This window comes from Rhizorhabdus wittichii (assembly GCF_017607425.1).
In the GTDB taxonomy this organism is placed as follows: domain Bacteria; phylum Pseudomonadota; class Alphaproteobacteria; order Sphingomonadales; family Sphingomonadaceae; genus Rhizorhabdus; species Rhizorhabdus wittichii.
In genome coordinates, this window is the sequence record NZ_CP059319.1 from 176,856 (window position 1) to 188,948 (window position 12,093).

The window sequence follows — 12,093 nt, forward strand, 5'->3', positions numbered from 1 at the left end:
AGCGGGGGCGATAGCGTCGCCCCCGTTGCCTTGAAAGGGAAACATGGCCAGCGCTGCTCCACCTGACACCGCACGCTTCGGAAAGCCCGGCTCGACGGGGGAGACCCTGTTCCACGCCGCCTGCTTCGGGGCGGCGACCCTGCTGCTGGTCACGCTGGGCGGGGTGGTCGTCAGCCTCGCGATCGGCGGCTGGCCGGCGATCGAGCATTTCGGCTTCGGCTTCCTCACCTCCAGCGAGTGGAACCCCGTCACCGAGGTCTACGGCGCGGCCGGGCCGGTGGTCGGCACCCTGGTCACCGCGCTGCTGGCGCTGGTGATGGCCTTGCCGCTCGCGATCGGCGTGGCGGTCTTCCTGGTCGAATTCTGCCCGCGCCCGGTGGCCCAGCCGGTGGCGATCGCGGTCGAGCTGCTCGCCGGCATCCCATCGATCGTCTACGGCATGTGGGGCCTGTTCGTCCTTGCCCCCTGGTTCGCCGAACATGTCCAGCTTCCGCTGATGATGGAGGCCGAGCCCGGCTCCTGGCAGGAGACGCTGTTCTCCGGCATCCCCAACGGCGCCAACATCTTCACCGCCTCGGTGATCCTCGCGATCATGATCCTGCCCTATATGGCGGCGGTGTTCCGCGAGCTGTTCATGACCGTCCCCGCGCAGCTCCGCGAGGCGGCCTACGGCCTCGGCTGCACCCCGTTCGAGGTGATCCGCGCGGTCGTCATCCCCTATGTCCGGCGCGGCATGGTCGGCGTGATCATGCTCGGCCTCGGCCGCGCGCTGGGCGAGACGATGGCGGTCACCTTCATCATCGGCAACGCCCATGGCTTCCCCGATTCGGTGTTCGCCTCGGGCTCGACCATCGCCTCGACGATCGCCAACGAGTTCGCCGAGGCGACCAGCGACATGCACAGCGCCGCGCTCGTCGCGCTCGGCCTCGTCCTCTTCCTGATCACCTTCGGGGTGCTCGCGATCGCTCGCGCGCTCCTCGGCAGCCAGCGCCATTGAGGGGGACAGCGATGGACCGCGCTCTCGTTCGCCGCATCTCCAACATCGCCTTCATCGTGCTGACCGCGATCGCGACGCTGATCGCGCTCACCGCGCTGGTGCTGATCCTCTGGTCGCTGCTCAGCAAGGGCATCGGCGGGCTCGACACGAAGATCTTCACCATGACCCAGCCGGCGCCGGGTTCCGAGGGCGGCCTGTCGAACGCGATCATGGGATCGCTGATCATGTGCGGCATCGGCCTTGCGATCGCCGTCGTGGTCGGCGTCCTCGCCGGCACCTGGCTGTCCGAATATGGCGGCGCCACCCGCTACGGCCAGGTCGTCCGCTTCCTCAACGACGTTCTGCTGTCGGCGCCGTCGATCCTGATCGGCCTGTTCGTCTACGAGATATTGGTGCGGCCCTTCCACGGCTTCTCGGCCTGGGCGGGCGGCGTCGCCCTCGCCATCCTCGCCATGCCGATCGTCACCCGCACGACCGAGGACATCCTCAGCCTCCAGCCGAGCGCGCTGCGCGAGGCGGGCATGGCGCTCGGCGCCAGCCGCGCCTTCGTGATCCGCAAGATCGTCTGGAAGTCGGCCCGCGCCGGCCTCGTCACCGGCGCGCTGCTCGGTTTCGCCCGGATCAGCGGCGAAACCGCGCCGCTGCTGTTCACCGCGCTCGGCAACCAGTTCTTCTCGACCGAGCTGACCCAGCCGATGGCCAGCCTGCCGACCACCATCTTCCAGTTCGCGCTGTCCGCCTATGACGACTGGCAGCGCCTGGCCTGGGTCGGCGCGCTGCTGATCGCCGCCGCCGTTCTCTCCATCAACATCATCGGGCGTATCGTCGCCCGGGAGGCCCGCCGTTCATGACCGACCTTCCGTCGCACCTGTCCGAGGAAGTCCATCTCGCCTTTCCCTCGCGCGACGCGCTCGCGATCGAGGCGCGCAAGCTCGACTTCTTCTATGGCAGGACGCAGGCCCTCTACGGGGTCGACCTGCCGGTCGAGCGGCACAAGATCACCGCGCTGATCGGCCCGTCGGGCTGCGGCAAGTCGACCCTGCTGCGCGCGCTCAACCGGATCTACGATCTCTATCCCAGGCAGCATGCCGTCGGCCGCATCCTGCTCGACGGGCATGACGTGCTCGCCGACCGCAAGAGCCTGCAGCGGCTGCGCGATCGCGACGGCGGCGGGGACGATACGGCGATGGTCCGCTCGCCGGTCGACGTCGCCGGCCTGCGCGCCCGCGTCGGCATGGTGTTCCAGAAGCCGACGCCCTTCCCGATGTCGATCTACGACAATGTCGCCTTCGGCGTGCGCCTCTACCAGCGCAAGAGCCGGGCCGAGATGGACCAGATCGTCGAGACGGCGCTGCGCCGCGCGGCGCTGTGGGACGAGGTGAAGGACAAGCTCCACTCGTCGGGCCTCGGCCTGTCGGGCGGGCAGCAGCAGCGCCTGTGCGTCGCGCGCGGCATCGCGGTCGAACCCGATGTGCTGCTGCTCGACGAGCCGGCCTCGGCGCTCGATCCGGTGTCGACCGCCAAGCTCGAGGAGACGCTGATCGAGCTGCGCCAGGACTTCACGATCGTGATCGTGACCCACAACCTCCAGCAGGCGGCGCGCATCTCCAACTATACCGGCTTCATGTATCTGGGCCGGATGATGGAGTTCCAGCCGACCGAGGAACTGTTCGCCAACCCGCGCGGCCAGCGCACCCGCGACTATGTGACCGGGCGGTTCGGCTAGAGTCTTTCCGGGTTAAATCGAGGCATATCCGGCACTGCTGGCATAGTTGGCATATTCGGCAGGGGAGACGCGGCCGAGGAGGCTGCTTTCCTCCATTCGGACGAGACCCGGCTCATCGCGGGGCTTCGCTTCCGGTGGACGGCGGCCAGATCGTACACGTGGCCTGACGCCCCCGCCGGGCGCCGGCCTGCGCCGCGTCACTTCGTACGGCCGCGCGCGTCGGGCGCGCCATGCTCCACGATGCTGATCGGCTGCTGGAGGCCCGCGGGCGTAAGCGCCTCGGTCCGCGACCGGAACGCCGCGGCGCGCTTGTCGCCCTCCGCCGCGCGGCCGATCATCCAGTTGCGCAGCGTCGGCCGGTAGACGATCTCGATGCGGTTCACGCCGGGCTTCAGCAGGCCGCTGACGTCCAATTCGCCGGGCGGCAGGCTGGCTCGGCCGGCGTCGCGGCCGTTGATCCTCACCGTGGCCATGCCTGGAACGATGCCGAGGCGCAGGCCGCGACGCGCCCCGGGCGCCAACTCGGGCAGGATGACCTTGGCGCTGTAGACGCCTTCGGCCCTGGAATGGCGCAGGGCCTCGTCGCTGCGCCAGTCGAAGAGCCCCGACGTTCGGACGTCGCCGCCGACGCGCAGGCTCCAGCCCTTCAACGGCCATGCGCGCGTGACCGGGCTGGTTGTCATGGCGGACGAGGCGAGGTGGGCCGGCATGGGGACGCCTCGGATGAGGAACCGCGAGTCATAGGCCTGGAGCGTCAGCGCGATACGGCCCTCGGCGTCCCGCACGGCCGGCGCCGCTCGGCCGGTCCGCGCGTCGAACCACCAGGCCTGCGCGTGGTCCGGGGTGGAGATCAGCGTGCTCGCCTCGCTGGCGCCGGGATTGGCCAGGAAGTCGATCCGGCCGCCGTTCGCCAGGATGCGGGAATAGCGCTGCAACGCGCTGCGGCCCGCGAACCGGAGATCGGGTCTGCTCGCCGCGACGATAGCGTCCACGAGAGCCGTGGGCGTCTGGGCGCTCGATGCTGCGGCCGCCAGCGCCGCGCTGGATGCGCGCACACGGGCGTCACCGGCCTTGGCGTCCAGATAGCTTAGCTGGCGGACCGGCGTGCGGCCGTACAGGGCCACCGGGACCTTGCGCGCTGCCAGCGCCTGGACGGCGGCGAGGTCTTCGGGCGCCATGGCCTCGACCTCGGCCAGCAGGATGGCGCCGTAGGACGCGCCGGACCTCATGCGGCCGTCGGGCAGAAGTTGGTTGCGCAGGCCGTCGCCATTCACCCAGCCCCAGGTGAGGCCGCGCCGGTTCAGCGCGTCGAACACCGGCGCCATCTTGCGCAACCAGAGGATCCGCTCGTCGGTTCCTTGCACCCCCGTCCTCGGCGGCGGGCCTGCGGGGGCGGCGGAGGGGAAGGCCCCGAGGAACAGTGGCTCCTTGAGCTCGTCGGGGCCGTAGCCCGTCGCACGATAGCCCAGGAACGGATAGTAGATCAGGACGTCAGCCGCCTGGCGTCCCTGCCGAAGGATGTTCTGCGAACGGCCGATATAGGCGTTGAGCGCCGGCAGATCGGCCCACAGCGGATTGCGTGGCGAATAGTTGTCCGAGAAGACGGCCATCGGATCGCTGGCGAAGGGAGCCCAGCCCTGATCCCCGAACCAGCGGTCGCGATCCCCGGCGCGCCAGTCGTAGGGGAAGCCGTGGTAGATGACGTGGTTGACCCCGGACAAGAACAGCTTGTCGGCCGCGGCTTTCAGTTTGGCGGGCGTGGTCGCATAGTCCTGGTCGGCCCAGACGAAGGCCTCGGCGCTCACCAGGTCGCGCCCGTAGAGCGCCGCGGCCGATCCGGCCATCCGCAGGAAGGCCTCGCCGCCGCCGGCGTAGAGCTGCTCGGTCTCGGGTATGTCGTTGGCGCCGAGCGCGCGCAGGACGTCGATGTCCATGCCGTAGCCTTGGCCGCGGGACTTGAGACCTCGCGCCGCGGCCCACGTCCGCGTCTCGTCCAGGAAGCGCTCCACGACGAGGTCCGAGAGGGTCAGCTGGTAGTCGTGGCGGATGCGGTCATCCATCTCGCCCAGGGTGAAGTTCGGTTTCCGCGAGGGCATCAATTCGCTCACATAGAAGCTGTCGGCGGCGTCGACGAAGACGACCGGCAGGTGAGGGCGCAGGTCGTAGCCGCGCCGACGCCTGAACTCGGCCAGGATGTCGGCGGAGCCCAAGCGATCGACGGCGAATTCCAGGCTGTCGTTGAAGATCCCGCGGAAGGCATGGCCGGCTTCGGCGTCCAGGCCCGTGCGTCGGCCGAAGGCGTAGTTGTAGTGCGCTCGAACATTGGCCGCGCGCAAGACGTCGACCGCATAGCCCGGCGGCTCGGGCGCGCTGAACATCGGTGGCTGGCCGGCCGGCAGGATCCACGAGGCGACCAGCACCCAGCGACCCGGCGGCGCGTCCCAGACGAGCTTGCCGTCCTTCACCTGAGCGTCCACGACCTGGACCGAAGCCGCGTCGAGGCGGAGCGTGTCCTTTGTCGAGAACAGGCTATGGCCCCCGCCCTTTGGCCGGGCCACGAGGACGCTGAGCAGCTGGGCGCGCGAGGGATCGAAATCGCTGATATCGCCCATCGGCGAGATCAGTGACGAGGCCGCCAGCAGCAAGGCGTTGAGGCTGGGCTTCGGGCGCGGCAAGGCGATCTCGACCTGGCGTCCGCCGCGGAAGCGACGCTCCGACCAGGCGAGGCTCTGCAGTCCGTCCGCGACCCCCACGGCGGGGCTGCCCGCCGGCCAGCCGCTATAGTGGGTGAGGTCGATCCGCAGGCCGCGATCGGCGGCGTCCTTCATCACGCCGCGCAGGATCGCGAAATAGGCAGGCGTGTCGAAGGCGGCGATGCGCGCCCGCGCCGCGGGGTCCTTGTCCGTCACCGCCTTGACGCCGAAGGCGAAGGGCTGGACCTCGGCGCCGCCGAAGTTCGCGGCCTTCAACTGGTCGAGCTCGTGTCGCAACTCGCTCGGCTCGACGTTGCCGCCTGGCCACCACCACCGCACCCAGGGCAAGGCCGAGGTTGGCGGGGCGTCGATCGCGGCCCAGTCGAACGGGGCCGGCGCGGGCGCGGGCCGAGGCGCAGGGGCCGCCTCGTCTGCGTAGGACGAAAGCGGTTTCGCCGGCGCGAAGTCCGCAGTCTTCAACCGGTCTTGCACCGTGAACCAAAGGGCCGTGGACCCCGCCAGGAGCAGGATCAACACCAGGCCGACCAGGACGACGAGACCGCGCGCGGTCCTTTTCAGCCACACCGGCCTGAGGTCGCTCATGGTCAGGTAGCGAAACGGCCGGGGCCGAGGTTTAGGGCGTTGCGATGGCATCGATCACAGCGTCGGCGGCGTGAACGGCCCTGCCGGCCCAGGCGCCGGTCGCGGCCGTCTCACCGTCGCGAAGCGAAAAAATACATGCTGATTCTTCGAAATCTTGCGGACTGTCTATGGATATATTTGACATTTATCGGGTTGTTCCGCTTCCATACAAGCGGGGTAAGCATACCTTATATTCGAAAAATGTCCAGGCTCAAAATATGGAAGTACCGATCGGCGGCCTGGCGGCGACCACGCCCGAGGGCCGCTCAGAGGGCTTCTGGCCTAGCTGGGAGGTCGAACCCGGAACGAGTCCGAATAGCCTCAACCATGCGTCAGGCTGGCGCGCGGTACCTTCAGCTCGCAGCGGGTGCCGCGGTCGATCGTGGTGCCGCTGCTGATCTGAAGCTCGGCGCCCAGCGAGCGGGCCAGCATGTCCATCAGCTTCGATCCGGTGCCGTGGCTCCGGTCCGGATTGTGCCCGGCGCCGTCATCCTCGATCGTGATGAGGATGTTCCCCTCCGCGTCGGGGCGCAGCCAGACCGCGACCGCGCCCACCCCTTCGGGGAAGGCGTGCTTGGCGGCATTGGTCAGGCATTCGTTGACGATCAGCGCGATCGACACGGCGGTCTGCGCCGGCACCTCGATCGGGTCGGCGTCGACGCTCAGGGTGACGCCGGCGGGCAGCATGCCGTCGCGGATGCGCTCGCAGATGTCGCGCAGATGCTCGTGGAGCATCACCGTCGACAGGTTGGTGCTGCTCAGCGCGAGGTTCGAATAGACCGAGGCGAGCGACTGGAGCCGTCCGGCGGCGGCCTGCAACTCGCCGCGCAGCTCGGGATTCTCCTGGCCCGCCGCGCGCGACAGCAGCAGCGACGCGGCGATCTGGAAATTGTTGCGGGTTCGATGGTCGACCTCGCGCAGCGCCAGCGACAGCAGCTCGACATGGCGTTGCTGTTCCTCGCGCAGGCGGAAGGCGGCGGCGCGGAAGCCGGCGACCACCCAGGCGGTCAGGAGAAGCGATCCCGTCGCGACGGCGAGGCCGACGCCGTGGGGGAAATCGATCGCGAAGTCGCGCTGCGGCGGGATCACGAAATACCAGATCAGGAGCTGGCAGATCACCGTGACGAGCAGCCCCGATCGCAGGCCGGCGATCAGGCAGGAGAAGATCACCGCCGGAAAGACGAAGGAATAGGCGAGCACGCCGGGCGCGAAGATGTCGACGATCAGGCGGCCGGCCACGGCAAGCCCGACGCCCGCCGTCGCCACCACGACGTCGGTCGCCAGATCCGGTTTCCGCCCGGCCAACCGGTGCGGAAGTTCGAGGATCACGGATATCGGTCCTGCTCCCATTTATCCGGCGCGAACGCCGGATGATGCCGTTTGCCCCACGGCGACCGCCATATTATCCGCCAATCCGATCGAACGGAAGCCATTCCGCCGGTCGCGCATCTTTCTTCAGCCGGCGATCAGGCGCGCGTTGCGCAAATGGACCATCGCCCGTTCGCGGACCTTGGCGGCATAGCCGATCCGTTCGAGAAAGCCCCTCGGATCGCGGGCGATCGCGGCGCTGCCTTCCTCGAGCTGGGCCCAGGCGGCGCGGGCGCGGGCGACGTCGCCGATCATCGCATAGCCGACGGCGCTGGTCAGGAAGAAGCGGCCGTGCCGGCCGAGCACCGGCGGGGCCATCTGCGCCAGCGCCTCGCGGGCCATCGCCTGGTCGTCGCGGGCGATGGCGAGCAGCAGCAGCGGCCCGTAGAAGCGGCCCTCGGGATCGTCGTCGAGCGCGATTGCCCGCCGGATCATCGCTTCGGCGCGCGGATCGTCGCAGTCGAGCAGATAGACGCCGGCATCGGCGAGCAGCGCCGGATCATAGGGCTGGAGCTCGCTCGCCCGGATCGCGAAGCCGACCGCCTGCGCGCAGGCGTTGCGCGCCACGGCGACGCGGGCGCGGGCGGCGTTGCCCCAGGCGTCGAGCGGGTCGATCGAGCCGGCGATCTGGGCATGGCGGCGCGCGGTGAGCAGCAGCGCGGGCCGGTCGCGCGGGTCGGTCTCCGTGCTGACCATCTTCTCGATCGCGAGCTGGGCGGCGGCGGCCTGGAGCTGGGCGCTGTCGGGGTCGCGCTTCAGGCTCTTCTCGACGCAGGCCTGGACATGGCGAAGCTCCTCCACCGTCCGTTCCTTGCGATAGCGGTGGTAGAGCAGCAGGCAGCTATAGCCGGCAGCCTCGATCCCGCCATTTTCCTGCAGCTCATGGGTCGCGATCAGCCCGTTGGCGCGGCCGATCGTGGCGATCATCGGCGCGAGCCGCTGTTCGAGCGTCTCGCCGTCGAGCTGACGGGCATCGCCCAGGCTGATATCGCCCGACCAGATCAGCCGGTCCGGCGCGAGGCGCATCAGGCGCAGGAACAGGCGGGGATGCTCGCCGCCGATCAGGTCGCCGCCCAGCCGATAGCGCGCCTGGGGCATCGCCGCGGCGGCGGGCGCGTTCGGGCCGCTCGCGGCGCTCGCGCCCTGGACGGCGGAGCGGCGCAGCGGCCGCAGGTCGAACATGTCGCTGCGGCCCAGCCCGTTGATCAGCGTGACCCGGACGAGTTTGCCGAGCGGGCTGTCCTGGGCCATCGTCGTCCCGCCGATCTCCAGGACCGGCCGTTCGCGGCCGGCATTGGGCGCGGTCGTCCGCATCGGCAGGACGCGGAGCATCAGCGCCGCCGCCAGGCCGACCAGCACCAGCAGCAGGACGATGTGCCAGCCGAACTGGAACGGACGCTGGGGAAGGGCGGCGGAGGCGGCGGCCTCCGCTTCCGGGCCGCCGGGTTCCTCGGCGGGCTGCAGCGCGACGCGATAGCGGCCGCTGGGGATCGTCAGGCGCAGGCCGTTGACCGGCTGGTTCGTCCGATAATGATTGTCGAGCATGCGCCGCAGCCGTCCGACCTGGACGCGAGGATAGCTGTCGGCGCGGGCGTCATAGTCGGGCGCGCGGCCGAGCCCGTCGACCGCGACCGAATAGGCCTTGAGCTGGTCGCCACGGCCCGAGGCGGTCTCGCCCACCAGGAAGGAGAGCAGCCGTTTCATGATCGGCGCGCGCGCGAAATCGGGCGATGCAATGACGGTATCGAGTTCCTGCCGCATCAGCTCGGCATCGCTCGACATGGGGCTCGACACGGCGCCCGACGCGGGGTTCGCCGGCCGGCCGGCCGCCTCTTCCCCGTCCCGATCGGCCGTCACCTCGCGAGCATCCGTCATGCCGGCAAGGCGATAGCGTGAAAATCGCTGCAAGTCATTCGCCGATTGAAGGCGAATCCTTATCGCGACTGTAACGGTTACAGAGACGGAGAGACACTGCCAGCCGCCGCCCGCCTGGGTTTCAGTGCCCGGGCAGTTCGCTGCGCTCCATCGCCGCGTCGCGCCGAAAGTCCTACCCCCAACGGGACGATCGACGCGGCGGGGCATGGAAAATGGTCGATCGTCCGTTTGGCCCCCACCGACGGGCGATCGGCCTTTTCCGCGAAGCGGCGCTCTCCACCACCAGATGTTCCGAACCGACCAGCCGAATCGCCCCGTTGCGACGGACGCGCGCGGGCGTGCCCCCATAGGGGGACGGGACTTTCGGAAAGACTGTAGGGAGATGGAGGCCCGAGCCGGAATCGAACCGGCGTGCAAGGATTTGCAGTCCTCTGCGTAACCACTCCGCCATCGGGCCGGTGTGGGCGCGGGAGATGGCGGCAGGGCGAGGGAATGTCAACCGCCATCGACACGGCGCGCGTCGATGGCGAAGGATGGGTCGCGCGCGCCGGAGATCGCGCTTGGCGGCGGTGAGGGGACGCGATAAAGCCTTGAAGCGCTTTCAACTGTATTGTATGTCTAAGACACCAGAGGCGGGTAGAGCCAGTGACCGAACAGAATTTCGAGCAAATGCGGCATGCCATGGTGGTGAGCCAGCTTCGCACCACCGGCGTCAGCGACGCGCGCGTCGTCGCGGCGATGGGTGAGGTCGCGCGCGAGCGCTTCGTCGGGGCGGACAAGGCGGCGGTCGCCTATGCCGATCTGCCGCTGCCGATCGCGCCGGGCCGCGCGCTCAACCCGCCGATGGTGACGGGCCGCCTGCTCACCCAGGCGCAGGTCGCGCCCGGCGACAGCGCGCTCGTCGTCGGCGCGGCGACCGGCTACACCGCCGCGCTGCTCGAAAGGCTCGGCGCCAGCGTCGTCGCGGTCGAGGAGGATGCCGATCTGCTCGCGGCCGGCAAGGCGGCCGTTCCGGGCGCGACCTGGATCAAGGCGGCGCCCGCCTCGGGCAGCAAGAAGGGCGCTCCCTATTCGCTGATCGTGATCGACGGCGCGGTCGAGCAGATTCCGCAGGCGCTGATCGACCAGCTCGCCGACGGCGGCCGCCTGGTCGGCGCGCTGATCGACAATGGCGTCTCCCGGCTGGTGTCGGGCGTGCGCGTGGGCGGCGGCTTCGGCGTCACGGCTTTCGCCGACGCGGATGCCGCCACGCTGCCGGGGTTCGGGGTGCCCGCCGCCTTCAGCTTCTGACAGGGATGGAGATCAGGTGAAACGCAAGCTTCGCGGAGCGGCCGCCGGCCGCTGGACTGTGTCCGTCGCAGCGCTGGTGTCGGTCGGATTCGGCACGCCGGCGGCGGCCGACACGCTGCGCGAAGCGCTGGGCCTGGCCTATCAGAGCAATCCGACGCTGACCGGCGCTCGCGCCGGCCTGCGCGCCACCGACGAGGATGTCGGCATCGCCCGCGCCCAGGGCCTGCCCGACGTCAGCGCCACCGGCTCCTATAACGAGTTCGTCAAGCGGTCGGCCAACGCCTTCACCCAGCCTAAGCGCTCGCTCGGCGGATCGGCGACCGTGTCGGTGCCGATCTACCAGGGCGGCTTCGTCCGCAACTCGATCCGCGCGGCGAAGGCCCGGGTGGAGCAGGGCCGCGCCGGCCTGCAGGCGACCGAGAGCGACATCTTCACCCAGACGGTCGCGGCCTATATGGACGTGATCCGCGACACCGCGATCGTCGATCTCAACGCCGGCAACGTGAAGGTGCTGGAGACCAATCTCCAGGCGAGCCAGGACCGCTTCCAGGTCGGCGACCTCACCCGCACCGACGTCGCCCAGTCCGAGGCGCGCCTCGCCGGCGCGCGCGCCAACCTCCGCACCGCCCAGGCGCAGCTCGACGCGAGCCGGCAGACCTATCTGGAAGTGGTCGGCAAATTCCCCGACGCGCTCGAAACGCCGCCGGCGCTGCCGGGGCTGCCTTCGACCTCGGAAGACGCGGTCGACATCGCCGTCACCAACAATCCCGACCTCGCCTCCGCCCGGCAGGCGACCCGCGCCGCCCAATATGACATCGGCGTGGCCGAGGCGTCGCGCATGCCGCGGCTCAACGCGGTCGGCACCGGCGACTATGTCGACTATCGCGGCACGCTGGCCGGCGGCGCCGCCGGCGTCCGCCAGGTCGACAAGACCGCGACGGTGAGCCTGCAGCTCCAGGTGCCGATCTACCAGGGCGGCGGCCCGGCCGCGCAGGTCCGCCAGGCGCAGGCGCGCAAGAGCCAGGCGATCGAGAACCAGACCGCGGTCGAGCGGGCGGTGATCGCCGACGCGCGGGTCGCCTTCGCCCGTTACGAAGCGGCGCTTGGGGTGATCGATTCCTCGGTGTCTGCGGTGTCCGCCAACGAGCTGGCGCTCGAAGGCGTGCGCGCCGAGCAGAGCGTCGGCAACCGCAACCTGCTCGACGTGCTCAATGCCGAGCAGGAGCTGCTCAACTCGCGCTCGACCCTCGTCTCGGCGAAGCGCGACGCCTATGTCGCCGGCTTCGCGCTGATCGCGGCGATGGGGCGCGCGCAGGCGAAGGACCTCGGCCTCGACGGCGGCGCGCTCTACGATCCGGTCGCCAATTACCGCCGGGTCCATGGCCGCATCTGGGACTGGGACAGCGATCCCCGGCCGAAGCCGGTCGCGACCTCGACCCTGAAGGAGCCGAGCGTTTCGGCGGTGCCGACGCACAGCCTGGTGGAAAGCCCGGCGAAATAGC

At 69.7% G+C, this 12,093-nt stretch carries 8 protein-coding genes and 1 tRNA gene; 5 read left to right on the top strand and 4 right to left on the bottom strand.

The features are described from left to right. The first annotated feature begins 43 nt into the window (after positions 1 to 43). From pstC to HRJ34_RS00900, 3 genes are read left to right on the top strand one after another with little or no spacing between them, the layout of a single operon-like run. Positions 44 to 997, top strand: a complete 954-nt coding sequence (pstC, locus tag HRJ34_RS00890) for a phosphate ABC transporter permease subunit PstC (RefSeq protein ID WP_011951947.1) — start codon at positions 44 to 46, stop codon at positions 995 to 997. Between the two features lie 11 nt (positions 998 to 1,008). Further along, positions 1,009 to 1,848, top strand: coding sequence for a phosphate ABC transporter permease PstA (gene pstA / locus HRJ34_RS00895; RefSeq protein WP_011951946.1), 840 nt, complete (start codon positions 1,009 to 1,011; stop codon positions 1,846 to 1,848). Then, positions 1,845 to 2,723: a phosphate ABC transporter ATP-binding protein gene (locus HRJ34_RS00900; protein WP_011951945.1), complete on the top strand. Its 879-nt coding sequence runs from the start codon at positions 1,845 to 1,847 to the stop codon at positions 2,721 to 2,723. Before pstA ends, HRJ34_RS00900 begins: the two co-directional genes overlap by 4 nt. Positions 2,724 to 2,920: 197 nt before the next feature. On the opposite strand, the gene HRJ34_RS00905 is transcribed toward HRJ34_RS00900, so the two are convergent. The 4 genes from HRJ34_RS00905 to HRJ34_RS00920 form a co-directional block, all read right to left on the bottom strand. After that, positions 2,921 to 6,019 (bottom strand): glycosyl hydrolase, encoded by a 3,099-nt coding sequence (locus tag HRJ34_RS00905; RefSeq protein WP_208633101.1) that lies wholly within the window; start codon positions 6,017 to 6,019, stop codon positions 2,921 to 2,923. A 360-nt stretch (positions 6,020 to 6,379) separates the two neighbouring features. Beyond that, complete coding sequence (locus tag HRJ34_RS00910; RefSeq protein WP_011951943.1) at positions 6,380 to 7,387, bottom strand: sensor histidine kinase; 1,008 nt, start codon at positions 7,385 to 7,387, stop codon at positions 6,380 to 6,382. Positions 7,388 to 7,513: 126 nt separating this feature from the next. Then, positions 7,514 to 9,301 (bottom strand): tetratricopeptide repeat protein, encoded by a 1,788-nt coding sequence (locus HRJ34_RS00915; RefSeq protein ID WP_208633102.1) that lies wholly within the window; start codon positions 9,299 to 9,301, stop codon positions 7,514 to 7,516. A 383-nt stretch (positions 9,302 to 9,684) separates the two neighbouring features. Further along, positions 9,685 to 9,758: transfer RNA gene (locus HRJ34_RS00920), tRNA-Cys, on the bottom strand. 188 nt (positions 9,759 to 9,946) lie between these two features. Between HRJ34_RS00920 and HRJ34_RS00925 the strand changes: the two genes are divergently transcribed. Beyond that, positions 9,947 to 10,591, top strand: coding sequence for a protein-L-isoaspartate O-methyltransferase family protein (locus HRJ34_RS00925; RefSeq protein WP_011951941.1), 645 nt, complete (start codon positions 9,947 to 9,949; stop codon positions 10,589 to 10,591). 16 nt (positions 10,592 to 10,607) lie between these two features. Then, complete coding sequence (locus HRJ34_RS00930) at positions 10,608 to 12,092, top strand: TolC family outer membrane protein (protein ID WP_011951940.1); 1,485 nt, start codon at positions 10,608 to 10,610, stop codon at positions 12,090 to 12,092. The last annotated feature ends 1 nt before the right edge of the window (position 12,093 follow it).

Coding starts and splice junctions, on each gene's coding strand:
- HRJ34_RS00900 (WP_011951945.1), top strand. CDS start 1,845: ATGACCGACCTTCCGTCGCACCTGTCCGAGGAAGTCCATCTCGCCTTT.
- pstA (WP_011951946.1), top strand. CDS start 1,009: ATGGACCGCGCTCTCGTTCGCCGCATCTCCAACATCGCCTTCATCGTG.
- HRJ34_RS00905 (WP_208633101.1), bottom strand. CDS start 6,019: ATGAGCGACCTCAGGCCGGTGTGGCTGAAAAGGACCGCGCGCGGTCTC.
- HRJ34_RS00915 (WP_208633102.1), bottom strand. CDS start 9,301: ATGACGGATGCTCGCGAGGTGACGGCCGATCGGGACGGGGAAGAGGCG.
- pstC (WP_011951947.1), top strand. CDS start 44: ATGGCCAGCGCTGCTCCACCTGACACCGCACGCTTCGGAAAGCCCGGC.